20 protein-coding genes are annotated in these 26,664 nt (G+C 61.7%); 9 read left to right on the top strand and 11 right to left on the bottom strand.

All coding sequences use genetic code 11. The annotated features are described in order from the left end of the window. Positions 1-12: 12 nt before the first annotated feature. The 9 genes from BN32_RS24415 to BN32_RS24375 form a co-directional block, all read right to left on the bottom strand. Entirely contained in the window at positions 13-1,296 is a 1,284-nt protein-coding gene (locus BN32_RS24415) for a glycerate kinase type-2 family protein (protein ID WP_040427689.1), read from the bottom strand. A 163-nt stretch (positions 1,297-1,459) separates the two neighbouring features. Then, a complete protein-coding gene (locus BN32_RS24410) occupies positions 1,460-2,689 on the bottom strand; it encodes an ABC transporter substrate-binding protein (RefSeq protein WP_051488591.1) in 1,230 nt (409 codons plus the stop codon). Positions 2,690-2,912: 223 nt separating this feature from the next. After that, entirely contained in the window at positions 2,913-4,142 is a 1,230-nt protein-coding gene (locus BN32_RS24405) for an ABC transporter substrate-binding protein (protein ID WP_019199834.1), read from the bottom strand. Between the two features lie 165 nt (positions 4,143-4,307). Continuing rightward, positions 4,308-5,537 (bottom strand): ABC transporter substrate-binding protein, encoded by a 1,230-nt coding sequence (locus BN32_RS24400; RefSeq protein ID WP_040427580.1) that lies wholly within the window; start codon positions 5,535-5,537, stop codon positions 4,308-4,310. A gap of 204 nt (positions 5,538-5,741) precedes the next feature. Further along, positions 5,742-6,758, bottom strand: coding sequence for a branched-chain amino acid ABC transporter permease (locus BN32_RS24395; protein WP_019199836.1), 1,017 nt, complete (start codon positions 6,756-6,758; stop codon positions 5,742-5,744). A gap of 2 nt (positions 6,759-6,760) precedes the next feature. Next, positions 6,761-7,639, bottom strand: coding sequence for a branched-chain amino acid ABC transporter permease (locus BN32_RS24390; protein ID WP_019199837.1), 879 nt, complete (start codon positions 7,637-7,639; stop codon positions 6,761-6,763). Positions 7,640-7,649: 10 nt separating this feature from the next. After that, positions 7,650-8,360: an ABC transporter ATP-binding protein gene (locus BN32_RS24385; RefSeq protein ID WP_019199838.1), complete on the bottom strand. Its 711-nt coding sequence runs from the start codon at positions 8,358-8,360 to the stop codon at positions 7,650-7,652. After that, a complete protein-coding gene (locus BN32_RS24380; RefSeq protein ID WP_019199839.1) occupies positions 8,357-9,151 on the bottom strand; it encodes an ABC transporter ATP-binding protein in 795 nt (264 codons plus the stop codon). The genes BN32_RS24385 and BN32_RS24380 overlap by 4 nt, the downstream gene beginning before the upstream one ends. 305 nt (positions 9,152-9,456) lie before the next feature. Next, entirely contained in the window at positions 9,457-10,335 is an 879-nt protein-coding gene (locus tag BN32_RS24375; protein WP_019199840.1) for an IclR family transcriptional regulator, read from the bottom strand. Positions 10,336-10,464: 129 nt separating this feature from the next. On the opposite strand from BN32_RS24375, the gene BN32_RS24370 reads away from it, so the two are divergent. The 9 genes from BN32_RS24370 (at position 10,465) to BN32_RS24330 (ending at position 22,061) form a co-directional block, all read left to right on the top strand. Further along, positions 10,465-12,552 carry a 3-hydroxyacyl-CoA dehydrogenase NAD-binding domain-containing protein gene (locus BN32_RS24370; protein ID WP_019199841.1) on the top strand — a complete coding sequence of 696 codons (2,088 nt, stop codon included), beginning with the start codon at positions 10,465-10,467 and terminating at the stop codon, positions 12,550-12,552. Between the two features lie 3 nt (positions 12,553-12,555). Further along, positions 12,556-14,238 (top strand): dicarboxylate--CoA ligase PimA, encoded by a 1,683-nt coding sequence (gene pimA, locus BN32_RS24365; protein ID WP_019199842.1) that lies wholly within the window; start codon positions 12,556-12,558, stop codon positions 14,236-14,238. Beyond that, a complete protein-coding gene (locus tag BN32_RS24360) occupies positions 14,235-15,419 on the top strand; it encodes an acetyl-CoA C-acyltransferase (protein ID WP_019199843.1) in 1,185 nt (394 codons plus the stop codon). The genes pimA and BN32_RS24360 overlap by 4 nt, the downstream gene beginning before the upstream one ends. Positions 15,420-15,488: 69 nt before the next feature. Further along, complete coding sequence (gene pimC, locus BN32_RS24355) at positions 15,489-16,676, top strand: pimeloyl-CoA dehydrogenase large subunit (protein ID WP_019199844.1); 1,188 nt, start codon at positions 15,489-15,491, stop codon at positions 16,674-16,676. A 151-nt stretch (positions 16,677-16,827) separates the two neighbouring features. Next, the gene (pimD, locus tag BN32_RS24350) at positions 16,828-17,970 is read left to right on the top strand and encodes a pimeloyl-CoA dehydrogenase small subunit (RefSeq protein WP_019199845.1); all 1,143 of its coding nucleotides are present in this window, start codon (positions 16,828-16,830) and stop codon (positions 17,968-17,970) included. A 147-nt stretch (positions 17,971-18,117) separates the two neighbouring features. Then, positions 18,118-18,891: an SDR family NAD(P)-dependent oxidoreductase gene (locus BN32_RS24345; protein ID WP_019199846.1), complete on the top strand. Its 774-nt coding sequence runs from the start codon at positions 18,118-18,120 to the stop codon at positions 18,889-18,891. Between the two features lie 117 nt (positions 18,892-19,008). Then, on the top strand, positions 19,009-20,517 hold the full coding sequence (gene glpK / locus BN32_RS24340) for a glycerol kinase GlpK (RefSeq protein WP_040427687.1): 1,509 nt from the start codon (positions 19,009-19,011) through the stop codon (positions 20,515-20,517). A 67-nt stretch (positions 20,518-20,584) separates the two neighbouring features. Continuing rightward, on the top strand, positions 20,585-21,211 hold the full coding sequence (locus BN32_RS24335; protein WP_019199847.1) for a glutathione S-transferase family protein: 627 nt from the start codon (positions 20,585-20,587) through the stop codon (positions 21,209-21,211). A 139-nt stretch (positions 21,212-21,350) separates the two neighbouring features. After that, a complete protein-coding gene (locus BN32_RS24330; protein WP_019199848.1) occupies positions 21,351-22,061 on the top strand; it encodes a carbonic anhydrase family protein in 711 nt (236 codons plus the stop codon). An 88-nt stretch (positions 22,062-22,149) separates the two neighbouring features. On the opposite strand, the gene BN32_RS24325 is transcribed toward BN32_RS24330, so the two are convergent. After that, the gene (locus BN32_RS24325; RefSeq protein ID WP_019199849.1) at positions 22,150-22,644 is read right to left on the bottom strand and encodes a hypothetical protein; all 495 of its coding nucleotides are present in this window, start codon (positions 22,642-22,644) and stop codon (positions 22,150-22,152) included. A 164-nt stretch (positions 22,645-22,808) separates the two neighbouring features. Continuing rightward, a complete protein-coding gene (metH, locus tag BN32_RS24320) occupies positions 22,809-26,660 on the bottom strand; it encodes a methionine synthase (protein WP_019199850.1) in 3,852 nt (1,283 codons plus the stop codon). Positions 26,661-26,664: the final 4 nt, after the last annotated feature.

The following is a 26,664-nucleotide window of genomic DNA, read 5'->3' as shown; positions in this document are numbered from 1 at the left end:
GGGGCGAGGGGGTTACGGATCCACCAGGATGATGCGGATGTCGTTGACGTTGGTCAGTGTCGGGCCGGTGTTGAGCAGATCGCCGGTTGCGGTGAAAAACGCCGTCGCGTCGTTGTTGTCGAGATACGCCTTCGGATCGAGCTTCAGTTCGCGCATCTTTGCGAAGGTGCGCTGATCGAGGATCGCGCCGGCCGGATCGGTCGGATGTCCGGCGCCGCCGTCCGCGCCATCGGTGTCCCCCGCCAGCACGGAAATGCCTGATGTGCCGGCAAACAGGCTTGCAAGCGCGAGCACGTATTCCTGGTTGGGGCCACCGCGCCCATTGCCGCGCACGGTGACGGTCAACTCCCCGCCGGAGAGAATTGCAAGCCTCTTGCCCTCGGCGTGCGCCTTCAGTGCAATCTGCGCATGGGCGGCGGCAACGTCGCGTGCTTCGCCCTCGAGGTCCGCGCCAAGCGCGACGATCTCGTAACCGGCGTTCCGTGCGACCGCCACCGCAGCATCGAGCGACTCCTGCGGCCGGGCGATGATCCTGAAGTCGGCATGCGCGAAGGCGCTGTCGCCGGGTTTGCAGCTCTCGTTGCGCGGATCGTTCAACGCGGCGACCACAGCGTCATCTGTCTTGATGTCATAGCGGGCGACGATCTCGCGGGCATCGGCGAGCGTCGTGGTGTCCGGCACCGTCGGTCCGGATGCAATGGTGGCCGGATCATCGAACGGCACGTCGGAGATCGCCAGCGTCAGAATCCGCGCGGGCGCGGCGGCGCGCGCGAGCCTGCCACCCTTGATGCGCGACAGGTGCTTGCGCACGGTATTCATTTCGCCGATCGGCGCGCCGGAGCGCAGCAGGCTCTTGTTCATCGCCTGCTTTTGCGCGAACGAAACCCCTTCCGCTGGTGCGATCCAGTTTGCGGAGCCGCCACCTGACAGCAGCACCAGAACCAGGTCGTCGGGGCCAGCGCCCCGGGCGAGTTCAAGGGTCCGGCTCGCGGCCTTCAACCCCGCTTCGTCAGGTACCGGATGACCGGCCTCGACAATTTCGATGCGTTTCGTCGGCTTGCCGTATCCATGGCGCGTGGTGGCGAGCCCTGACAGCTGCGCCGGATCGATGCGGTTTTCGTCGAGATAATGCCGCTCCGCGGCATGGGCCAGTGCGCCGGCAGCCTTGCCTGCGGCGAGACAGATGATGCGGCCGCGCGGCGGAGGCGGGAGGTGTTCGGCAAGGATGCGATCCGGGTGGGCCGCAGCAACGGCGGCGTCGAAAATGGCGCGCAGCAAAGGGCGTTTATCGGTCATCATGTCATCGCGTGAAACTGGACGGGCTCAAGACATGGCATGATCGGGCATCCAGTAAAAGGCCCTCCGCAAGTTATTGCGGAGGGCGGGAATATTCTCAGATGTGCCTGTACGGAGCAGGGAAACCGGATTCCAGTTCTGGAAATCCGGCTACCGCCGATCGTCAGCCGCCGATCTCGCCGCTGATGATGGGGCCGAACAGCTCCCAGCGCTCGCCCTTGAACTTCATCATCTGCAACTGCTCGATCGGAGCGAAGTCGTTTGCGCTGGTGTTCAGCTTGATGCCGGGCAGACCCATCTCCTGCTGAAGGTCCTTGATGCTGGCCGCCTGCTTCATGACGTTCTCGCGCGTGAGATTGTCACCGCAGGCCTTCAGCACGTGCACCATCGTCTGCGCCGAGCTGTAACCGTACGCGACGGAACTGTCGGCCCGGTTGGCTTCAGGGAAGTACTTCGCGAGGAAGGCGTCGAAGTTCTTCACGCCCGGATCGTCCTTCCACTGCGGGTCGGTCGGATCCTTGCCGTAGGTCGCGGAGATCACGTCCTGTGCATTTTCGAACCCGGCCGGCTTGATGACCGATCCGGTGGACGAAGCGACGTTGTTCAGGATGAACAGCGGTTTCCATCCAAGCTCGGCGACTTTCTTGATCGACTGCGCGCCGAACTTCGGCGTGGTGATGCTGACGAAAACATCAGCGCCCTTCGATTTCAGCGCCACGACCTGCGAATCGATCGTCGGCACGGACGTCTCGTAAGACTCCTCAGCGATGATCATCGAAGCGCCCTTGGCTCCGAGACCGTCCTTCAGTCCCTTTAAGACGTCCTTACCGAAGTCGTCGTTCTGATAAAGGATGCCGATCTTGCCGGCTGGCTTTTCCTTCATCAGGTATTTCGCGTAGATGACGCCTTCGCTCTGATAGTTGGGCTGCCAGCCCATGGTCCATGGAAAGTTCTTCGGATCGTTCCATTTAGTTGCGCCGGTGGCGACGAACAGTTGCGGCACCTTCTTGGCGTTCATGTATTTCTGGATCGCCGAGTTCGACGGCGTGCCGAGCGAGTTGAAGATCAGCAGAACTTCGTCGCTCTCGACCAGCTTGCGCGCCTGCTCCACGGCCTTGGGCGGCGAGTAGCCGTCGTCATAGGAAATGAAATTGATCTTGCGGCCGTTGATGCCGCCTTCGGCGTTGATCTTGTTGAAATAGGCCGCCTGCGTCTTGCCGATGATGCCGTAGGCGGACGCCGGTCCGCTGTAGGGCATGATGCTGCCGATCTTGATTTCGGTGTCGGTGGCGCCGGTGTCGTATTTTTTCTGGGCCAGTGCGCCGCTGCTCATCGTTGCGACAAAAGCGAAAGTCGCAGCGGCAGTAGCAAGTCGAGACGTAGTCATAGACATTCTTTGCTCCCTGATTTTTGTTCGTGTCCTCAGTCTTTTATTTTTTAAAGCTCTTGGCTTTTTGAAAGCTCTTGGCGGCTCGCCGTCATTCAATACCTTTTAGCTGGCCTGTTCAACGAAAAGCCCTCTGCGATCGCCTCGCAGAGGGCTTGATGTTTCATCAGGCGAAATATGAAGCAGGCCCCATTAACGACCAAGATCGGCCTTTTGCAGTGCGAAGACCTTAACCGCCAACGTCACCGCTCATGACATCGCCGAACAGCACCCAGCGATCTCCCTCGAACCTCTGCAGTTGCAACTGGCTGATCGGTGCGAAGTTGGTCGCGCTGGTGTTGATCTTGACGCCGGGCAACAGGCCGTCGAGTTGCAGATCCTTGATGCTGGCCGCCTGCTTCATGACGTTCTCGCGGGTGAGATTGTCGCCGCACGCCTTGAGAACATGAACCAGGGTCTGCGCAACGTCGTAACCGACCATCACCGATCCGTCGGCCCGGTTGCCTTCGGGATAGTATTTGGCGAGGAAAGCATCGAAGGCCTTGATGCCGGCATCGTCCTTCCATTGCGGATCGGTGGCGTCCTTGGCGTAAGCCGCCGAGATGATGCCCTGCGAGTTTTCGAAGCCCGCAGGTTTCATGACGGTTCCGGTCGAGGCACCGACGTTGTTCAGGATGAACATCGGCTTCCACTGGAGTTCCGCGACCTTTTTAATCGACTGGGCGGCGAACTTCGGCGTGGTGATGCTGATGAAGATATCGACGCCTTTCGACTTCAGCGCAACGATCTGCGAATCGACGGTGGGAACGCTGGTCTCATAGGGTTCTTCGGCGATGATCATCGTTGCCGCCTTGGCGCCGAGGCCGTCCTTGATACCCTTGAGGTAGTCCTTGCCGTAGTCGTCGTTCTGATAAAGGATTCCGATCTTGCCGTTCGGTTTCTCCTTCATCATGTACTTCGCGTAGATTCGGCCCTCGCTCTGGTAGTTGGGCTGCCAGCCCATGGTCCAGGGAAACTCCTTCGGGTCGTTCCACTTGGTCGCGCCGGTGGCGACGAACAGTTGCGGCACCTTCTTGGAGTTCATGTATTTCTGGATCGCCGAGTTCGACGGCGTGCCGAGCGAGTTGAAGATCAGGAGAACTTCATCGCTCTCGACCAGCTTGCGCGCCTGCTCGACCGCCTTCGGCGGACTGTAGGCATCGTCATACGAGATGAAGTTGATCTTGCGGCCGTTGATGCCGCCTTCAGCGTTGATCTTGTTGAAGTAGGCCTGTTCGGTTTTTCCGATGACGCCGTAGGCGGAGGCCGGTCCGCTGTAGGGCATGATGTTGCCGATCTTGATTTCGGTATCGGATGCACCCGGATCGTATTTCTTCTGGGCGAGGGCGCCGGTGCTTGTCGCCGCGAGAAGGGCCATGGCGGCCGAGGCAATCGCGAGTCGCGAGTAGATAGCTGACATTCAATTCTCCCTGGTGTGTGTCCTTCCGCTGTTTCTTGTGACGGGAGCTCTTTGCGGCCCAGCGCAATTGAATACCCTTTGCAGCCTTCGTTCAACGAAAAGCCCCCCGCGACGGGCGTCGCGGAGGGCTTATTTCCTATCTGTTATCTTCCGCGGTGCGGAAGATCAGCTGCCGCCCATCCCGCCGGCGATGATCGGTCCCTGCAGCTCGTACTTGTCACCCTTGAACTGCATGATCTGCAACTGGTCGATCGGGTAGAAGTCGGTCGCGCTGGTGTTGATCTTCACGCCCGGCAGCAGTGTATCGGGGGTGAAGTCCTTCAGGCTGGCGGCCTGCTTCATGATGTTCTCGCGGGTCAGGTTATCGCCTGCCTGCTTGAGCACCTGAACCAGCGTCTGCGCCTGGCCGTAGCCGTAGACGACGGAGCCGTCGGTCTTGTTCATGTCCGGAGCGTACTTGGCGAGGAAGGCGTAGAATTTCTTCATGCCCTCGTCGTTGTCCCACTGCGAATCGGCGCCGTCCTTGGCATACGCCGCCGACAGGATGCCTTGCGCATTCTCGAAGCCTGCCGGCTTGAGCACGCTGCCGACCGATGCGCCGACGTTGCTCTGGATGTACATCGGCTTCCAGCCGAGTTCCGCGACCTTCTTGATCGCCTGGGCGGCGAACTTCGGCGTCGTGAAGCTGACGAAGACGTCGGCGCCCGTGGCCTTCAGCTTGATGATGTGCGAGTCGATGGTCGGCTCGGACACTTCATAGCTGTCTTCCGCGATGATTTGCGACGCCTTCGCGCCGAGACCGTCCTTGAGACCCTTCAGCATGTCTTTGCCGAAGTCGTCATTCTGGTACATGATCGCGATCTTCGCGTCGGGCTTTTCCTTCAGCAGATACTTTGCATAGACGCGGCTTTCGCTCTGGTAGGGCGGCTGCCAGCCCATGGTCCATGGGAATTCCTTCGGCTCGCCGAACTTCGTCGCGCCGGTGGCGACAAACAGCTGCGGGATCTTCTTCGCGTTCAGATATTTCTGGATCGCGGAGTTCGACGGCGTGCCGAGCGGTCCGAATACGAGGAGGACTTCGTCGCTTTCGACCAGCTTGCGGGCCTGCTCCACAGCCTTCGGCGGCGAGTAGCCGTCATCGTAGGTGATGAAGTTGATCTTGCGGCCGTTGATGCCGCCCTGGTCGTTGATCATCTTGAAGTAGGCTTCTTCCATCTTCCCGATGACGCCGTACGCGGACGCAGGACCGCTGTAAGGCATGATGTTGCCGATCTTGATTTCGGTGTCGCTTGCGCCGGTGTCGTATTTTTTTTGCGCGAGCGCGTGGCCACTCGTCATCGCGAGCGCGGCGACGGCCGACACTGCTGCTACGTTGAGCCTGAGTTTGGATAACATTTTAGTCTCTCCCTGACATGCGGTATTCCGCTTGGCGGAAATTGGCCCGGAAGAAAGATCATGCCCGAGGGGCAAAAATGAGGGGGTCTGATTCAGCTTGCTGAATCAGACCCTTGTCACTCGATCCGGAAACCGATTTCCGGAAATACCATTCCCAAACAAACCAGATGCGTACAAGCCTGATTTGACGTCAGGAAATCAGACTTAGGACTTACTCTTTCTGCGGAACAAGGCCTCGATCATGTAGGCCACCTGCCTTGCGCCATGGGGCACGAGGAAGATGACGACGAACAACAGCACGCCGAACACCGCGCCGGAGAGGCCCTTCGAGATGTGTTCCGCCACGTTCGGAACGAACACGATGAAGGCCGAGCCGACCAGCGAGCCCGGCAACCAGCCGACACCGCCGACCACCATGCCGAGGAAGATCGCGATCGCCAGCTGGATGGTGAAACTGTCGGGAGCCACGAACTGCACAACGATGGCGCCGAGCGCACCGGCGACACCGGTGAACGCGGCCGAGACGCCGAACGCCAGCGTCTTGTAGAGCGGCAGGTCGACGCCCATTGCCGAGGCGGCGATCTGGTTGTCGCGGATCGCCATCATGGCGCGTCCGGACCGGCTTCGCAGCAGGTTGACCGCCAGAACGTAGATCAGTGCCGAGACGGCCAGCGTGAAGTAATACAGCCACATGTCCTGCGACATCTTCAGGCCGAACGGCGCGTCCGGCTTGGTGATGACGAGACCCTGCACGCCGCCGGTCCAGTGTTCGAACACCCCGAGTTTCAGCAACTGCGGCATCGCAACTGCAAGGGCAAACGTCGCGAGTGCGAGGTAGACGCCCGAGAGCCGCAGCGCCGGGAAGCCGAACAGGAAGCCGAAGATGAAGCAGATGATGCCCGCGGCAGGCAGCGTCAGCGCGTAGTTGACGCCCATATGCTCCATCAGGATGCCGGCCGTATAGGCGCCGACCGCATAGAAAGCGCTTTGGCCGAGCGAGAACTGCCCGCTGCCGCCGGTCAGGATGTTGAGGGCCAGGATGGCGATGGCGTAGATCAGCCACATCGTCATCTGGAAGATGATGAAGTTCTTCACGAACAGCGGTGTGATGAGCAGCAGTGCGAACACCACCAGGGTTGCGGTGGTGCCGACCGTCATCGATTTCTTCGACGGCGCGGCGACCGCTGCGGGCTGGGAGACTGAGTCCTGAACTGTGCTCATGATTAAACTCGCTGTACGATGGCGCGGCCGAACAAGCCGGACGGTTTGATGACAAGCACAACAATGATCAGTGCCAACGCAATGGGCAGTTTCAGTTCGTTGCCGACACCGGGAATGTAGGTGCCGACCAGGTTCTCGAAGACGCCGACCAGGAAGCCGCCGACCACTGCGCCGAGCGGGCTGGTGAGGCCGCCGAGCACCGCCGCTGCGAAGCCGTACAGCAGGATGCCGCCCATCATGTTGGGCTCGAGGAACACGACCGGCGCGATCAGCATGCCGGCGATGGCGCCGATGGCGCTCGCCATGCCCCAGCCGAGCGCGATCATCCAGCTGGTGTTGATGCCGACGAGGCGCGCGGATTCAGGCAGCGAGGCCGCCGCCCGCATCGCAAGGCCGATACGCGTATAGCGGAAGAAGATGAACAGCAGGAGCAGCAGCACCAGCGTGACGCCGATCATGCCGGCCTGATGGGTCGAGATCAGCTGGCTGCCCAGGAAGCCGGACGAACCGAACGGCGAGGGAAACTGCTTGATCGTGAAGTCCCAGGTCAGGCCCGCGACACTGTTGAGAATGGCGAACAGCGCGATGAAGCCCGCGACATGCACCAGAATCGGCGCGTTGGTCAGCGGCTTGAACAGCGCGCGCTCGATGACGATGCCGCCGGCGAACGAGATAACCAGCGTCAGCAGGAAGGCCGGCCAGAAGCCCAGTCCCCACTGCATTAGCTGCCAGGCGATGAAGGTCGAGAACATCGCCATTTCGCCCTGGGCGAAGTTGAGGTGGTCGATAGCCTGATAGATCATGACCACAGCCAGCGCCATGCAGGCGTAGATCGCGCCTGTGGCAATGCCAGCCAGGACTTGGTTGGTAAACAGTTCCATGGCTGTATCCTCAGTATCCGAGATAGGATTTGCGGATGTCTTCGTTGTTCGCGATTTCTTTCGCGCTTCCCGACATCACGATGCGTCCGGTTTCGATCACATAGGCCTTTTCCGCGAGTTCAAGCGCGAGCTGGGCGTTCTGTTCGACCACCAGGATCGTCACCTTGTCCTCGCGGTTGATCTTGCCGAGAATGCCGAACAGGTCGCGCACAATCAGCGGCGCGAGGCCGAACGACGGCTCGTCGAGCAACATCAGGCGGGGACGCAGCATCAGAGCGCGGGCGACCGCGAGCATCTGCTGTTCACCGCCCGACAACGTGCCGGCCTGCTGGGTGTGACGCTGCTTGAGCACCGGGAAGTGCGCGTACATGCGCTCGATGTCGCTCTCGATGTTCTTGGTGTCGCTTCGCGAGATCGCGCCCAGCTGCAGGTTTTCCTCCACCGTCATGTTGGTGAAGGTGCCGCGGCCCTGCGGAACGTGGGCGATGCCGAGACGGACGACGTTTTCGGTCGACATGCCGGCCAGCGGCTTGCCCTCGAACTCGATATTGCCCGTCGAGCGGATCATGTTGCAGATCGCGCGCAGCGTCGTGGTCTTGCCGGCGCCGTTGGCGCCGAGCAGCGTGGTGACGCTGCCTTCGTTGAGCGAGAATTCAAGGCCGTGAAGGGCCTGGATCTGGCCGTAATAGGCGCGCAGATCCTTGATTGTCAGCATGCTCATTGGTCCTTGCTCCCCAGATAGGCCTTGATGACGTCGGGGTCGGACTGCACCTGGGACGGGGTGCCTTCAGCGAGCTTCTTGCCGAAATTCAGCGCGACGACGTGGTCGGCGATCTTCATCACCAGTCCCATGTGATGTTCGACGAGAAGAACCGTGATGTGCCGCTCGTCGCGGATGCGGCAGATCAGGTCGCCGAGAACATAGACTTCCTCGTGATTGAGGCCGCCTGCGGGTTCGTCGAGCAGCAGGATCTTCGGCTCGGCGGCAAGTGCACGGCCAAGCTCGACGCGCTTCTGCGTGCCGAAGGGAAGCCCCGAGACTTCACGGTCGGCGACGTCGTGCAGGTCGAGGTAATCGAGAATTTCATGAACCTTGGCGTTGAGCTGGCGCTCCTGTTCGCGGACCCATGGCAGTTTCAGCGCATCGCTGACGAAGTCGCTGCTGGTGCGGCAATGACCGCCGATCCGGATGTTGTCGCGCACCGTCAGCCGCGGGAACAGCGCAACGTTCTGGAACGTGCGGCCGATGCCTGCTGCGGCGATCTTCGAGGGCTGATGATGAAGGATGCTTTCGCCCTCCAGCAGGATCTCGCCCTGGCTCGGCTGATAAAGCCGGCTGAGACAATTGAAGAGCGTCGTCTTGCCGGCGCCGTTCGGTCCGATCAGGCCCAAAATCTGGCCCTTCTTCATGTCGAACGAGACGCCGTTCAAGGCGATGATGCCGCCGAACACGACGCTGACGTCGCGAACGGTGAGCAAGGGGGCATGCCCCTGCGCTTGTGCCTGCATCATACGCTGATGTCCGGGCAGGACCGGGACGCGCCCGAACCCTGCATGAAACCGCAACAACGGCGGTTATCTGTTCCCCTCGGCGATACCTGCAATTCTTCCTCCCGGTGGTTTCATTTTCTTGATGCCGGCAGTTTCTTGTTTTTGTGATCCGCGCACGGCGTCATCGGCAGCATGGTCTTAGTGCTCTTAACCATCGCAAAGCGGCGAAGTCCATAAAAGTTCTTTTATAGAACTGTTAGTTGATTTTGTTCAAGCGCGTCCTCGGCGCCGCATAGAGAGGATGTCTCTGGATGCAAACCGCAGGGCTACCTGATCTCCTCCACGATACGAGTGACTTTTCCCCCACTTGTTTTGACTTTTTTGGCGACTGTCTCCCTACCTAGCGTGCCGCGCCCGATAGAGCCGGTCATCGCGACTTCGATATTTCTCACCATCGCCACCAAGCGAGGGCCGATATCGTTCTTTAAAAGAACCTCACTGAACTTGAAGGCCGGAGCGCCGCAGTTGAAGGCATACGGGCCGGTTCCATCATTCAGTTTCAGCGCAACGCCGACGGCGTGAATGTCGCTGTGCCATTCGCCTGCGGACATTGCGAAGCCGTGCTTCGCGACGCATTCACCGGCGCGCTCGATGCCGTCGCGCACCTTCGGCCAGTTGGGGCCGGTGTGTTCCTTGATCTCGCGCAGAAGCGCCGCGCGCTCTTCGTCCGGCAGTGCCCACAGATAGGCGCGGCCCATGGCCGATGTCGCGATCGGCACGCGCGATCCGACATCGAGCAGCACGCCGACGGTCAGTTCGCTGCGGCTCTGTCCGAAATAGATCATGCTGAGCCGGTCGCGCGCGCCGATGGCGACGGCACCGCCGGTTTCGCGCATCAGTTGATCGCGATAGGGATCCGACAGATGACGCACGCCCATGTTTGCGAGCGCTGAATATCCAAGCGCCATCGCGGCAGGCGCGAGTTGATATTTCTCAAATCGCGGAACCGGCGTCAGATAACCGAGCTTTGTCAACGTGTAGGTCAGCCGCGAGATCGTTGGCTTCGGCAAATTCGTGCGCGCGGCGATTTCCTGATTGCCGAGCAGTCCGTCGCTGGGACGAAACGCCCGCAATACATCGAGCCCCCGCGAAAGCGCGATAACAAAACTGCGATCAGTCGCAGGTTTCTTTGGTGGCCGCTTCATTCGTGAGAAACCGCATATGTGGTCTTCGTTGACAAAGGACGTGCTTCAAAATATCCCTCCGTGTCAAGATGTGGAATTTAATTCCGCAGTGCGAAATATGCAAAAACAAGCGCTACCAAGGAGAGTTGTGTGAGCGAAGTGGTCAAGGTGGAACGTCATGACGCGGTTGCAATCGTCACGGTCAACAGCCCCCCGGTGAATGCGCTCAGCGCAGCAGTTCGCAAGGGTATTGCAGACGGCGTGAAGAGCGCGCAGGCCGATGACTCGGTCAAAGCCATCGTCATCGCGTGCGCCGGACGCACCTTCATCGCAGGCGCGGACATCACCGAATTCGGCAAGCCGCCACAGTCGCCCAGCCTTCATGAAGTGATCGAGGTTATCGAGAATTCCTCTAAACCGGTGGTCGCCGCCATTCACGGCACCGCGCTCGGCGGTGGCCTTGAACTCGCGCTCGGCTGCCATTTCCGCGTTGCCACCAAGGACGCCAAGCTCGGTCTTCCCGAAGTGAAGCTCGGTCTGTTGCCGGGCGCAGGCGGCACGCAGCGCTTGCCGCGCGCGGTCGGTCCTGAAATGGCAGTGACGATGATCGTTGGTGGCAATCCGATCAGCGCGGCTGACGCGCTCAAGAACGGATTGATCGAAGAGATCATCGATGGCGAGCCCGCTGTCGGCGGCGAAGCCTTCGCGCGCAAGGCGCTCGCCGAGAAGCGTCCGCTGCGCAAGCTGCGCGACGACGATTCCAAGCTCGCTGCCGCCAAGGCGGACAAGTCGATCTTCACCAATGCCGCCGCTGCGGCAAATAAGCGCAACCGGGGTCTGGAAGCGCCGCTCGCCGCCGCAGAGGCTGTCAGCCATTCGCTCGACCAGCCGTTCGATCAGGCGCTCAAGTCCGAGCGCGAGCTGTTCCTGAAGCTCATGAACGGCGATCAGTCGAAAGCGCAGCGTTATGCCTTCTTCTCCGAGCGTGAAGCGGCCAAGGTCGCTGGCGTTCCGGATGGAACCAAGCCGCGTGACGTGAAGCAGGTTGCGATCATCGGTGCCGGAACCATGGGCGGCGGCATCGCGATGTCGTTCGCCAATGCCGGCATTCCGGTCACGCTGATCGAGACCGGCGACGAGCAGCTCAAGCGCGGCCTCGGCATCATGCAGAAAAATTACGAAGCCACCGCGGCGCGCGGCGGCATTCCGGCGGACGCGCCCGCCAAGCGCATGGGCCTGATCAAGGGCGTGGTCGGCCTCGAAAACGTCAAGGATGCTGACCTCATTATCGAGGCCGTGTTCGAGACCATGGCGATCAAGAAGGACGTGTTCAGCCAGCTCGACCAGCACGCCAAGCCCGGCGCTGTGCTCGCGACCAACACCTCGTATCTCGACATCAATGCCATCGCCGCCATGACAAAGCGTCCGCAGGACGTGCTCGGCATGCACTTCTTCTCGCCTGCCAACGTGATGAAGCTGTGCGAAATCGTCCGCGGCGAAAAGACCGCACCGGACGCGCTGATGACCGCGGTGGCGGTCGCCAAGCGTATCGCCAAGGTGCCGGTGGTGGTCGGCGTTTGCGACGGCTTCGTCGGCAACCGCATGCTGGCCGCCCGCGGCAAGCAGGCCGAGAAGTTCCTGTTCGAAGGCGCGTTGCCGCAGCAGGTCGACGCCGTGCTCACCAAGTTCGGCATGCCGATGGGCCCGTTCGCGATGGGCGATCTCGCCGGTCTCGATATCGGCTGGCGTTCGCGCAAGGACCGCGGCATCAAGTCAGAAATCGCCGACGCGATTTGCGAAGCCGGCCGCTTCGGCCAGAAGACCGGTAAGGGCTATTACAAGTACGAAGCCGGCTCGCGCTCGCCGCTGCCGGATCCGGAAATCGAAAAGCTGATCGAGGAAACCACCGCCAAGCTCGGCCTCAAGCGCCGCGCTATCAGCGATGACGAAATCCTCGAGCGCCTGATGTATCCGATGATCAACGAGGGGGCGCGCATCCTTGAAGAGAAGATCGCGGCGCGCCCGAGCGACATCGACGTGGTCTGGCTCTATGGCTATGGCTGGCCGATCTACCGCGGCGGCCCGATGTTCTACGCCGATCAGGTCGGCCTCAAGAAGATCGCGGAGCGATTGTCGTTCTACGCCAAGCAGACCAACGATCCGTCGCTCGAGCCGACACCTCTGCTCAAGCGTCTGGCCGACGAAGGCAAGACATTCGCGTCCCTCGCCAAGGGGTAACCCATGACGCGGCCGGGCGAGCAGTATTATCCGAAAGGTGTGCGCTGGGATTCACCGATCCCGCGCGGCACGCTTCCGGACCTGTTGTCGAAGGCGGCTGCGGATTTCGGTTCGCGTCATGCGATCGAATTCCGCGACCGGCCCATCTCCTTCGATGGGTTGAAGAGCCTGGCCGATGTCGCGGCGTCGGCGTTTCTCCGCGCCGGGTTCGGCAAGGGAGCGTCGGTCGCCTTGTTTCTCGGAAATTCACCGGACCATCCGGTGAATTTCTTCGGTGCTCTGAAGGCCGGTGCGCGGGTCGTGCATCTCAGCCCGCTCGACGGCGAAATCGCGCTCACCCACAAGCTGAAAGACTCCGGCGCGCGCATTCTCGTCACCAGCAATCTGGCGACGCTGTTGCCGACGGCGCTGAAATTCTTCGAGAAGGGTCTGCTCGACAAACTGATCGTGTGCGAGGACGAAACCTGGGGCGATGTCGGTAATCCGCAGGCCGCGATCCCGGCGAATCCCGCCATCATCACCTTCAGGGAATTCGTCAAGGGCGCGCAGCCGCCCGCGACATGGCCGCAGGTCGATGCCGATGACATCGCGCTGCTGCAATACACCGGCGGCACCACCGGTTTGCCGAAAGGGGCGATGCTCACCCACAGCAATCTCACCTCGGCGGTCTCGATCTACGATGTCTGGGGCGCCAATCAGAAGGCCGAGCGCAACACCATCGAGCGCGTTATTCTCGTCCTGCCGCTGTTTCATATCTATGCGCTCACCGTCGTCCTGCTGCGCACCCTGAAGAACGGCGATCTGATCTCGCTGCATCAGCGTTTCGATCTTGAAGCCGTGATGCGCGACATCGAAGTGAAGCGAGCCACCGCATTCCCCGGCGTGCCGACCATGTGGATCGCCATCGCCAGCCTGCCCGACCTGGACAAGCGCGATCTGTCGTCGCTGGCCTATGCAGGCTCGGGCGGCGCCCCGTTGCCTGTCGAAGTCGCGAAGGTGTTCGAACGCAAGACCAAGCTCGCGCTGAAAAGCGGGTGGGGCATGACCGAAACCTGCTCGCCCGGCACCGGCCATCCGCCCGAAGGCCCGGAGAAACCCGGCTCGATCGGCCTGATGCTGCCCGGCATCGAGATGGACGTGGTGTCGCTCGACGATCCGAAACAGGTGATGCCCGTTGGAGAAACCGGCGAAATCCGTATCCGCGGCCCGAATGTCACCAAGGGATACTGGAATCGCGAGGCGGAGACCGCCGAGGCTTTCGTCGGCGACCGCTTCCTGACCGGCGACATCGGCTATATGGATAGCGACGGCTATTTCTATCTGGTGGACCGCAAGAAGGACCTGATCATCTCCGGCGGCTTCAACGTCTATCCGCAGATGATCGAGCAGGCGATTTACACCCATCCGTCGGTTCAGGAAGTCATTGTGATCGGCATTCCCGACGACTATCGCGGCGAGGCGTCCAAGGCGTTCATCACGCTGCGCGCTGGCGCCGAGCCGTTCACCATCGAGGACCTACGCGCGTTCCTCACCGGAAAGCTCGGCAAGCACGAATTGCCGGTGGCGGTCGAATTCCTCAAGGAATTGCCGCGCACCAGCGTCGGAAAACTCTCTCGTCACGAATTACGCAACCAGCAACGCAATCAACCGCAACAACCCAAACTTGCAACAGGAGGTCGTTCATGACCCAGGCCGTTATCGTTTCCACCGCACGCACCCCGATCGGCAAGGCCTATCGCGGCGCTTTCAACAACACCGAAGGCGCCACGCTGCTCGGTCATGCCATTGAGCACGCCGTCAAGCGCGCCGGCGTTGACGGCGCGGAAATCGAGGACGTGGTAATGGGCGCCGCCATGCAGCAGGGCGCGACCGGCGGCAACATCGCGCGCAAGGCGCTGCTGCGCGCAGGCCTTCCGGTGTCGGTCGCCGGCACCACCATCGACCGCCAGTGCGCCTCAGGTCTGCAGGCTATCGCGCTCGCCGCCCGTTCGGTGATCTACGACGGTGTCGAGATCGCTGTCGCCGGCGGCGGTGAATCGATCAGCCTGGTGCAGAACGAGCACGCCAACAAGTTCCACGCTGTCGATCCTGAACTGGTGAAGATCAAGGGCGACGTCTACATGGCGATGCTCGATACCGCCGAAGTGGTGTCGAAGCGCTACGGCATTTCGCGCGAGAAGCAGGACGAGTACTCGCTGGAGAGCCAGCGCCGCACTGCCGCTGCCCAGCAGGGCGGCCGCTTCAAGGACGAGATCGCGCCGATGACCACCAAGATGGCGGTCGCCGACAAGGTCACCAAGGAGATTTCGTTCAAGGACATCACCCTGTCGCAGGACGAAGGTCCGCGTCCCGAGACCACCGCAGAAGGTCTCGCGGCTCTGAAGCCGGTCCGCGAAGGCGGCGTCATCACCGCCGGCAACGCCAGCCAGCTGTCGGACGGCGCCAGCGCCGCCGTGATCATGAGCGACACGATGGCCGCCAAGAAGGGCCTCAAGCCGCTCGGCATTTTCCGCGGCTTCGTGTCAGCCGGCTGCGAGCCGGATGAAATGGGCATCGGTCCGGTGTTTGCGATTCCGCGCCTGCTCAAGCGTCACGGCCTCAAGATCGAAGACATCGATATGTGGGAGTTGAACGAAGCCTTCGCCGTGCAGGTGATCTATTGCCGCGACAAGCTTGGCATCGATCCGGAGAAGCTCAACGTCAACGGCGGTTCGGTCGCGGTCGGCCATCCCTACGGCATGACCGGTTCGCGTCTCGCCGGCCACGTGCTCGTCGAAGGCCGTCGCCGCAAGGCCAAATACGGCGTGGTGACGATGTGCGTCGGCGGCGGCATGGGTGCTGCCGGCCTGTTCGAAATCCTTCAGTAAAATCCGAGAACTCTCACCTCTCCTGAAAAGGGGAGGTGAGCCAAAGATAATTCCGATCAGGAGGGTCCGATGGATCTCAGCTTCAGCAAGGAAGAACTGGCGTTTCGCGATGAAGTGCGGACCTTCTTCAAGGAAAGTCTTCCCGCCGACATCCGCCAGAAACTGGTGGAAGGCCGCCACACCAGCAAGGAAGACATGGTCAACTGGCAGCGCATCCTGAACAAGAAGGGATGGGCGGTGCCGCACTGGCCGGTGGAATACGGCGGCACCGGCTGGTCGTCGGTGCAGCAGTACATCTTCCTCGAAGAGCTGCAGGCAACGCCGGCGCCTTCGCCGCTGCCGTTCGGCGTCAACATGGTCGGGCCAGTGATCTACACCTTCGGTAACGAAGAGCAGAAGAAGCACTACCTGCCGCGCATCGCCAACCTCGACGACTGGTGGTGCCAGGGCTTCTCCGAGCCGGGCGCGGGCTCCGACCTCGCCTCGCTGAAGACGACCGCCAAGCGCAAGGGCGACGTCTACGTGATCAACGGCCAGAAGACCTGGACCACACTGGCGCAACACGCCGACTGGATCTTCTGTCTTTGCCGCACCGACCCCGATGCGAAGAAGCAGTCGGGCATCTCGTTCATCCTGTTCGACATGAAGTCGCGCGGTGTCACCGTGCGGCCGATCCAGACCATCGACGGCGGTTTTGAGGTCAACGAAGTGTTCTTCGATGACGTCGAGGTGCCGGTGGAGAATCTCGTCGGCGAGGAGAACAAGGGCTGGGATTACGCCAAGTTCCTGCTCGGCAACGAGCGCACCAACATCGCGCGCGTCGGCATGTCGAAGGAGCGTCTCCGCCGCATCCGCGATCTCGCCTCCAAGGTCGAATCGGATGGCAAGCCGCTGATTCAGGACTCCCGCTTCCGCGAAAAGCTTGCTGCGACAGAAATCGAGCTGAAGGCGCTCGAACTGACGCAGATGCGCGTCGTCGCCAACGAACGCAAGAACGGCAAGGGCAAGCCGGATCCGGCATCCTCGATCCTCAAGATCAAGGGCTCCGAAATTCAACAGACCATTACCGAATTGCTGCTCGAGATCACCGGACCGTTCGCGCTTCCTTATGCGGACGAACACGACAAGAGCAACGAGGAAGCGAGCTGGGCGACGACAGTTGCGCCGGGCTACTTCAACTATCGCAAGGTTTCCATCTACGGCGGCTCGAACGAGATTCAGCGCAACATCATCACCAAGGCCGTGCTGGGATTGTAAGGCTTCTCCCTCGCCCCGCTCACGCGGGGCGAGGGCTTCCGTGTGCCGTTTACGTCATTGCGAGCGAAGCGAAGCAATCCAGACGCGACCAAAAGGCTGGATTGCTTCGTCGCTACGCTCCTCTTTGATCGATTAGCCGAGGAAAGTGAAAATGGATTTTGATTTGTCCGAGGAGCAGCGGCTCCTGAAAGATAGCGTCGACGGCCTGCTGGCCGATTCCTACGATTTCGATCAGCGCAAGAAGTACGCCAAGGAAAAGGGCGGCTGGAGCAAGGGCGTCTGGAGCAAGCTGGCCGAGCAGGGTCTGCTGGGTCTGCCGTTTTCCGAGGAAGACGGCGGCTTCGGCGCGGGTGCGGTGGAAACCGCGCTTGTGATGGAATCGCTCGGCAAGGCGCTGGTGCTCGAGCCTTATCTGGCGACCGTGGTGCTCGGCGGCGGCTTCCTCCGTCACGGCGGATCGGCCGATCAGAAGGCCGCGCATATTCCCTCGATCATCGACGGCAGCAAGACGCTGGCGTTTGCCCAGTTGGAGAAGAACTCGCGTTACGATCTCGCGGACGTCACCACCACCGCGAAGAAAAAGGGCAGCGGCTGGGTGATCGACGGCGAGAAGTTCGTCGTGCTGCACGGCGAGACCGCGGACACGCTGATCGTCAGCGCGCGCACCAAGGGCAGCCAGCGTGATCGCAGCGGCATCGGCGTGTTTCTGGTGCCGGCGAGCGCCAAGGGCGTTACCGTCAAGGGTTATCCGACCCAGGACGGTATGCGTGCAGCGGATATCCGCTTCGAGGGCGTCGAGGTCGGCGCGGATGCCGCGATCGGCGATCCCGAGAACGGCCTGCCGCTGATCGAGCGCGTTGTCGACGAGGCGCGCATCGCGATGTGCGCCGAGGCGGTCGGCGCGATGGACGAGTCGCTGAAGTCGACGGTGGAGTATCTCAAAACCCGCAAGCAGTTCGGCGTGGCGATCGGCCAGTTCCAGACCCTGCAGCATCGTGCAGCGGACATGTTCGTCGCGCTCGAGCAGGCGCGCAGCATGTCGATCTTCGCCACCATGGCGTCCGACTTCGAGGATGCCAAGGAGCGGGCGAAAGCGGTTGCGGCGGCGAAGGTGCAAATCGGCAAGTCGCTGAAGTTCGTCGGCCAGCAGGCGATCCAGCTTCACGGCGGCGTCGGCATGACCATGGAGCTCAAGATCGGCCACTACTTCAAGCGGCTGACCATGATCGAGAGCACCTTCGGCGACACCGACTATCACCTGCGCCGCGTCAGCGAGGCGGGCAATCTGGTCTGACGCGCAAGCCGTCACTGCGAGGGCGTTTCAACTAACCCGTCATTGCGAGCGAAGCGAAGCAATCCAGAAGCAACAAGCAAGACTGGATTGCTCGTCGCAAGTGCTCCTCGCAATGACGAGAGCAAACAAAAACAATGGGGGACGGCCATGACCAAATCGCCATTCGATCTGGCGGGAAAAGTGGCCGTCGTCACCGGTTCGAGTCGCGGCATCGGCCGCGCCTCGGCGGAATTGCTGGCGCGGATGGGCGCGAAGGTCGTCGTATCCAGCCGCAAGGCCGATGCCTGCGAGGCGGTTGCCGACGGCATTCGCAAGGAGGGTGGTGACGCCCACGTCATCGCCTGCAACATCAGCCGCCGTGAGGAAGTCGAAGCGCTGATCAACGGCACCGTGAAGCACTACGGCCAGATCGACATCCTCGTCTGCAATGCCGCGGTGAATCCCTATTACGGCCCACTGCTCGACATCACCGACGAAGCCTTCGACAAGATCATGGGCGCCAACATCAAGAGCAACGTCTGGCTCTGCAAGCTGGCGATGCCGAAAATGGCCGAGCGCGGCGGCGGTTCGGTGGTCATCATCTCCAGCATCGGCGGCCTGCGCGGATCGACCGTGATCGGCGCCTACGGTATTTCGAAAGCGGCGGATTTTTCGCTGGCGCGTAGTCTCGCCGGCGAGTGGGGCCCGAAGAACGTGCGGGTCAACTGCATCGCGCCGGGGCTGGTCAAAACTGATTTCGCCCGCGCGCTGTGGGAAGATCAGGACAACCTCAAACGCCGCACCGCGACTACACCGCTGCGCCGGATCGGCGAGCCGCACGAGATCGCGGGTGCGGTGGTTTATCTCGCCTCTGATGCCTCGACCTTTATGACCGGCCAGACCATCGTGATCGATGGCGGCGTCACCACGGCGGCGGTCTGACGCTTTAGCTCATCCTCAGCTTCCGAATGCCGGGCGTTGCCATACGGGTTGACGCGCGCATCCGTAATCGCTTTGTTGCGTTTCGAAACCGAAACGAAAGCAATTCGAGGAAACGGCATGGCGACCCACATTCTTGCCATCGATCAAGGCACGACATCGTCGCGCGCCATCGTCTTTCGCTCCGATATTTCCATCGCAGCCCAGGCCCAGCAGGAATTCCAGCAGCATTTTCCGGCCTCCGGCTGGGTGGAGCACGAACCGGAAGACATCTGGACCTCGACCCTGGCGACCTGCCGCGAGGCCATGAGCAACGCCAACGTGGCGGCGTCTGACATCGCCGCCATCGGCATTACCAACCAGCGCGAGACCACCGTGGTCTGGGACCGCGCCACCGGCAATGCGGTGCATCGCGCCATCGTCTGGCAGGACCGGCGCACCGCGGAGATCTGCGCCAAACTGAAAGCCGAAGGCCACGAGCCGCTGATCAGCGCGCGGACTGGATTGATCATCGATCCGTATTTCTCCGGCACCAAGGTAGCCTGGATTCTCGATCAGGTTCCCGGCGCGCGCGAACGGGCCGAGCGCGGCGAACTGATGTTCGGCACCGTGGACTCGTATCTCTTGTGGCGGCTGACCGGCGGCAAGGTTCACGCCACCGACGCCACCAACGCCTCACGGACGCTGCTGTTCAACATCCATACCGGCGAGTGGGACGACGATCTCTTGAAGCTGCTGCGGGTGCCGCGCTCGATGCTGCCGGATGTGCGCGATTCATCGGCCGATTTCGGCGAGACCGAGCCGCATCTGCTCGGCGGAGCGATTGCCGTGCGCGGCATCGCCGGCGACCAGCAGGCCGCCACTATCGGCCAGGCCTGCTTCTCGCCGGGCATGATGAAGTCCACCTACGGCACCGGTTGCTTCGCCCTGCTCAACACCGGGACCACGGCGGTGGCTTCGAAGAACAAGCTGCTGACAACCATCGCCTATCAGTTGAACGGCCAGCGCACCTATGCGCTCGAAGGTTCGATCTTTGTGGCGGGCTCTGCCGTGCAGTGGCTGCGCGACGGCCTTGGGCTGATCAAGCACGCCAGCGAAACCGGATCGCTTGCGGATGCCAACGACACCATGCAGTCGGTGTATCTCGTTCCGGCATTCGTCGGCCTCGGCGCGCCTTACTGGAATCCGCGCGTACGCGGTGCGCTGTTCGGGTTGACCCGCAACACCGGTCCTGCCGAGCTGGCGCACGCCGTTTTGGAAAGCGTGTGTTACCAGACCTACGATCTGTGGGCGGCGATGCGCGCCGACTGGCCGGAGGCGAAGGAAACCAACACCGTGCTGCGCGTCGATGGCGGCATGACCGCGTCGGACTGGACCATGCAGCGGCTCTCGGATCTGCTCGACGCGCCGGTGGACCGTCCGATGATTCAGGAAACGACGGCGGTGGGTGCGGCCTATCTCGCGGGACTTGGCGCTGGCGTTTATCCCGAGCCGGCGCGGTTCGCGGATTCGTGGCGGCTGGAACGGCGGTTCAGGCCGAACATGTCCGAAGCGACGCGCGTGCGGAAGCTCAAGGGCTGGTCGCAGGCGGTGAAGGGCGTACTCGCGAGCGATCCCGACGCAGACTAGGGGCCTTGCCAATCGGGCGTGTTGCCGGGTGTAATCGCGGGCGCAATCTCGCGGTGGAGGTGACCTGATGAACCTGATCGGCCAGTATGACTCGCCCTTCGTGCGGCGCGTTGCGCTCGCGCTGCGGTTCTACGGCATTCCGTTCGAGCACTCACCGTGGTCGACCTTCGGCGACGCGGAGAAGATCGCGCTCTACAATCCGCTGATGCGGGTGCCGACGCTGGTGCTCGACGACGGCGAGGTGCTGATCGAGAGCACCGCTATTCTGGATTATCTCGACGAACTGGCCGGGCCGTCGCGCGCACTTATCCCGGATTGCGGCCACATCCGACGCGAGGTGCTGCATATCTGTGCGCTCGCCACTGGCCTCGGCGACAAGGCGGTAAGCCTGCTTTACGAGCGGGTGCTGCGCGGCGAGGAATCAAAGCGTTGGGTGGAGCGTTGCCGCTCGCAGGTCGCGGGCGTGCTCGATGCGCTGGAAGAAGACCGCGCACGGCACACGACGCGGTTCTGGTTCGGCGATCAGATTACCCACGCCGACATCGCAGTGGCCTGCGTCATTCGCTTCACGCGCGAAGCCCATGCCGGACTGTTCGATGAGGGCCGTACGCCGGCTCTGGCGCGTCACGCCGAGATCTGTGAGGCCTTGCCGCCGTTTCAGGATATCGTGCAGCCGCTGGCCCCGCCGAACTGACGCGGCCAACCATCCCGACTGCGACAACATTTCCTGATGGCGGTTGGGTATCCTTAAGATATTGCCGCAATATTGCCCACCATGAGAATTGATCCCGATTTGTATTTGCCGACACCACCAATAGCAGAAAGGATTTCCCATGCTGAACCGCCGTTCGTTTTGCGGTTGCGTCTCCGCTGCTCTTTTTACCGGCCTTGCGGCGACGGGTGCGCGCGGCGCGCCGGTCGAATGCGCCGTCATGACGCGCGACCGGCAAAAGGCCATCAGTCCTGAGGAAGCGATCGCCCAGTTGAAGCAGGGAAATGTCCGTTTCGTGAGCGGCAAGATCGTCAACTGCAATCTGATGGAGCAGGTGAAGGAAACGTCAGTTGCGCAAGCGCCGTTTGCCGCGGTCGTTGGCTGCATCGATTCGCGTGTGCCGCCGGAGCTGGTGTTCGATCAAACCATCGGCGATGTCTTCTGCGCGCGCATCGCCGGAAATTTCGTCAACACCGATATCATCGGCAGCCTCGAATTCGCAACGAAGGTTGCGGGCGCGCGTGCGATCGTGGTGCTCGGGCACAACGACTGCGGGGCCATCAAGGGCGCGGTTGACAACGTCAAGCTGGGAAACCTGACGGCGACACTCGCCAACATCATGCCGGCGGTGGCCGCGAGCAAGACGACCGGCGAGCGGACGTCGAAGAACGCAACATTCGTTCAGGCCGTGGCGGAAACCAATGCCCGCATGGCTGCTGCGAATCTGACGTCGCGCAGCCCTGTTCTGAAAGGTCTGGTGAACGCGGGCCAGCTGCGGATCGCAGCGGCGATGCACGACCTTGCCACCGGACGCGTCACGTTCCTGACGTGAGGCGCCGCGTCAGCGGCGTAGATCGGCGACAACATAAGACAGCGGCCGGAGATTGCTCCGGCCGCTGTATCTTTACCGAAATCAGGACTTACTGGCAGATTGTCCGGGTACCCTTGATGAAAGTGCCCGGCTGACATGTGAAGCCGTTTCGTGCTGCATAGTTCCCCGAGTTTGGCATCGCGATGCCGTCATAGGAGTAGGTGTATCCGTAGCCGGGGCCATAGGCATAGCTGTCGCGATACGGACCACCGAACGGCGCGGTCGCAATTGCGCGAACGGTTCCATCAGTTGTCGCTGCTATGGCGCTTGGGGTTCCCACCGCGCCGAGCGTATAGGCGCCCGGCCAGAAGCCGCTGTTGCGGTCATTCCACCCGCGATCCTGATAGGCGACCCTGTCGTTATAATACGTACGCCCGGCGCGCGCATGATGCTTCATATGTTTCTTCGACGCATGATGCTGCTTCATGTGGCTGGTTTTCATATGCTTTCCGGCACGCGGCTGCGCGGTATCCTGTGCGAGGACGGGTGTTGCGATCAGCGCGCTCACGGCTACGGCAGCGGCAAAAAATGTCACGTTTTTCATTGTCCTACTCCTGTTTGAGGGATGAATAGGCGACGCACCAACACCTCATCGCGCGCGTCGTTCCGGGTTCCAGAATCGAAACCGTTCAAACCCGCGTGAAAATGCCGCATGCACGGAAGACGAGCATGGCGGCATTTCGTTTAAGTCGAATCGAAGTGAGGAGATCAGCGCGCGACCGCGTCGGCCACCGGCTTGCCGTTCATCCGCAGATGCATCGCGCAGCCGCAGCCCGGCGGATGTTTTGCCAGCGGCAAGGTTGCGATATCGTCTTCGCTCTCAGCCGGCATCTCGCGGGAGGGGATGTAGTTGAGGATCGGCGCGAGCCAGCGTTCGGTTTCCTCAGGCTTCATCCCCTTGCGTTCGGCATAGTCTTCGACCTGATCGCGCTCGATCTTGCCGACGCCGAAGTAATAGCTTTCCGGATGGCTGAAATAGAGTCCCGAGACCGACGAGCCGGGCCACATCGCAAAACTCTCGGTCAGCGTCACACCCGCGGTGCGCTCCGCATCGAGCAGCTTGAACAGCGTTGCCTTCTCGGTGTGGTCCGGCTGCGCCGGATAGCCCGGTGCGGGGCGGATGCCGGCATACTGTTCGAGGATTAACTCGTCGGTGCCGAGCGCTTCGTCCGGCGCGTAGCCCCAGAACTCCTTGCGCACACGCTGATGCATCCGCTCGGCAAAGGCTTCCGCCAGACGATCCGCCAGCGCCTTCACGAGAATTGACGAGTAGTCGTCGTTGGCATTCTTGAAGCGATCCGCGATCACGTCCTCGCCGATGCCTGCCGTGACCACGAACATGCCGATGTAGTCCGATACCCCGCTTGAGATCGGCGCGATGAAATCCGACAACGCGACATTCTTGCGGCCTTCGCGCTTTTCAAGCTGCTGGCGCAGGGTGTGCAGCGTGGTCAGCGGCCTGGTGCGCGCCTCGTCGCTGTAGAGAACGATGTCATCGCCTTCGGCGTTCGCTGGCCAGAAACCGATGGTGGCGCTGGCCTTGAACCAGTTCTCCTTGACGATCCGGTCGAGCATCTTGCGCGCGTCGTCATGGAGCGCGCGCGCAGCCTCGCCGACCTTTGGGTCGTTGAGAATGGCCGGGAAGCGCCCGGTCAGTTCCCAGGTCTGAAAGAATGGCGTCCAGTCGATGTATTCGGCGAGTTCAGCCAGCGAATAATCGCTGAAGCTCTTGATGCCGATGAAGGCCGGCTTCTTCGGCTGGGTCTTGGACCAGTCGATGCTGTGCGCGTTGGCGCGCGCGGCCTCGAGCTTGAGCCGCTTCTTGTCCTGCTGCGCCTTGAAATGCGCGGCCGAAATCTTGGCGTAGTCGGCGCGCACCTCGCGGGCATATTCCGCGCGCTTCTCGGCCGACATCAGCGACGAGGCGACGCCGACCGCGCGGCTGGCGTCGTTGACGTGGATCACCGGCCCGCGCTTGTAGGCGGGATCGATCTTTACGGCCGTGTGCACGCGGCTGGTGGTCGCGCCGCCGATCAGCAGCGGAATGTCGAGGCCAAGGCGCTCAAGTTCGGCGCCCATGAACACCATTTCGTCCAGCGACGGCGTGATCAGGCCCGAAAGGCCGATGATATCGGCGTTCTCGGCCTTCGCGGTTTCAATGATCTTGGAAGCGGGCACCATGACGCCGAGATCGACCACCTCGAAGTTGTTACACTGAAGCACGATGCCGACGATGTTCTTGCCGATGTCGTGCACATCGCCCTTCACGGTGGCGAGCACGATCTTGCCGGCGGAGCTGCGCCCGTCGCCGGCGATGCCCGCGGCCTGGTTGCGCGCCTTTTCCTCTTCCATGAACGGCATCAGATAGGCCACCGCCTGCTTCATCACGCGGGCGGACTTCACCACCTGCGGCAGGAACATTTTGCCCGCGCCGAACAGGTCGCCGACGACGTTCATGCCGTCCATCAGCGGACCTTCGATCACGTGCAGCGGCCGCTCGACCGTGAGGCGCGCAGCCTCGGTGTCGGTATCGATGTATTCGGTGATGCCGTTGACCAGCGCGTGGCTCAGGCGTTTCTCCACCGGCCATTCGCGCCAGGCAAGATCCTGTTCCTTGACCTGCTTTTCCTGACCGCGGAATTTTTCCGCGAGTTCAAGCAGCCGCTCCGATGCACCGGGGTCACGATTGAGGATGGTGTCTTCGCAGACCTGACGCAGCTCGGGATCGATGTCGTCGTAGATCACCATCTGCCCGGCGTTGACGATGCCCATGTCCATGCCGGCCTTGATGGCGTGATACAGGAACACCGAATGCATCGCCTCGCGCACCGGCTCGTTGCCGCGGAACGAGAACGACAGATTGGAGACGCCGCCGGAAATATGCGCGTGCGGCAGGTTTTGCCGGATCCAGCGCGTGGCCTCGATGAAATCGACGCCGTAGTTGTTGTGCTCTTCGAGGCCGGTGGCGATGGCGAAAATGTTCGGATCAAAGATGATGTCCTGCGGCGGAAAATCCAATTTCTCCACAAGCAGGTCATAGGCGCGTTTGCAGATCTCGATCTTGCGCTCGAACGTATCGGCCTGTCCCACTTCGTCGAACGCCATCACAACCACAGCCGCGCCATGACGGCGGGCGATAGTTGCTTCGGCAAGGAATTTCTCGACGCCTTCCTTCATGGAAATCGAGTTGACGATCGGCTTGCCCTGAACGCATTTCAGGCCGGCCTCGATTACGTCGAACTTCGACGAGTCGATCATCACAGGCACGCGCGCGATGTCAGGTTCCGAGGCGACCAGATTGAGGAAATCGATCGTCGCCTGCTTGGAGTCCAGCAGGCCTTCGTCCATGTTGATGTCGATGACCTGTGCGCCGTTCTCGACCTGATCGCGGGCCACCTGAAGGGCGGCGGTGTAATCGCCGTTCTTGATCAGCTTGCGGAAGCGCGCGGAGCCGGTGACGTTGGTGCGTTCGCCGACGTTGACGAACGGAATGTCGGCGGTGAGGTTAAACGGCTCTAGTCCCGACAATCGCAGCAGCGGCGGAATCTCCGGCACGATGCGCGGCTTGTGCGGTGCGCAGGCGTTTGCGATGGCCCGGATGTGATCCGGCGTGGTGCCGCAGCAGCCGCCGACCACGTTGACAAGTCCGGCCTGCGCGAATTCGCCGACCAGCCGCGCCATGTATTCCGGGCTCTCATCATACTGGCCGAATTCATTCGGCAAGCCCGCGTTCGGATAGGCGCAGACCAGCGCATCGGCGACGCGGCCGATGTCGGCGATATGGGCGCGCAGGTCTTCCGCCCCTAACGCGCAGTTAAAGCCGATGGTGATCGGATTGGCGTGTTGCACCGAATACCAGAACGCTTCCGGCAACTGGCCGGAGAGCAAGCGTCCCGACTTGTCGGTGATGGTGCCGGAGATCATCACCGGCACATGGATGCCGCGCGCCTCGGAGATTTCGGCGATGGCGTAGAGCGCGGCCTTGGCGTTCAGCGTGTCGAAAATGGTTTCGACCAGCAAGAGATCAGCACCGCCGTCCAGCAGTCCGTTGATCTGTTCGCTGTAGGCGATGCGCAGGTCGTCGAAGGTCACCGCGCGGTAGCCGGGATTGGCGACATCCGGCGAGATCGACGCGGTGCGGTTGGTCGGGCCAAGCGCGCCGGCGACGAAGCGCGGCTTGCCGTCTTTCGCGGTGGCGCGGTTTGCAGCATTGCGCGCCAGCTTCGCGCCGTCGCGATTCAGCTCATAGGCGAGATCGACCATGTCGTAGTCGGCCTGCGCGATGGAGGTCGAGGAGAACGTGTTGGTCGCGACGATGTCCGCTCCCGCGTCGAGATAGGCGAAGTGGATGTCCTCGATCGCCTGCGGCTGCGTGAGGATCAGGAGATCGTTGTTGCCTTTGACGTCGCGGTGAAAGTCCTTGAAGCGTTCGCCGCGGAAGGCTGCTTCGTCGAACTGAAGCCCCTGGATCATGGTGCCCATCGCACCGTCGAGCACGAGGATGCGTTCGCGGGCAAGCGCGCGGAATTGGTCGGCGGTCGGAGATGTCTTCACGGTCATGGGA

This window comes from Afipia birgiae 34632, assembly GCF_000308295.2.
In the GTDB taxonomy this organism is placed as follows: Bacteria; Pseudomonadota; Alphaproteobacteria; order Rhizobiales; family Xanthobacteraceae; genus Afipia; species Afipia birgiae.
This window is presented reverse-complemented; position numbering and strand designations above follow the sequence as displayed.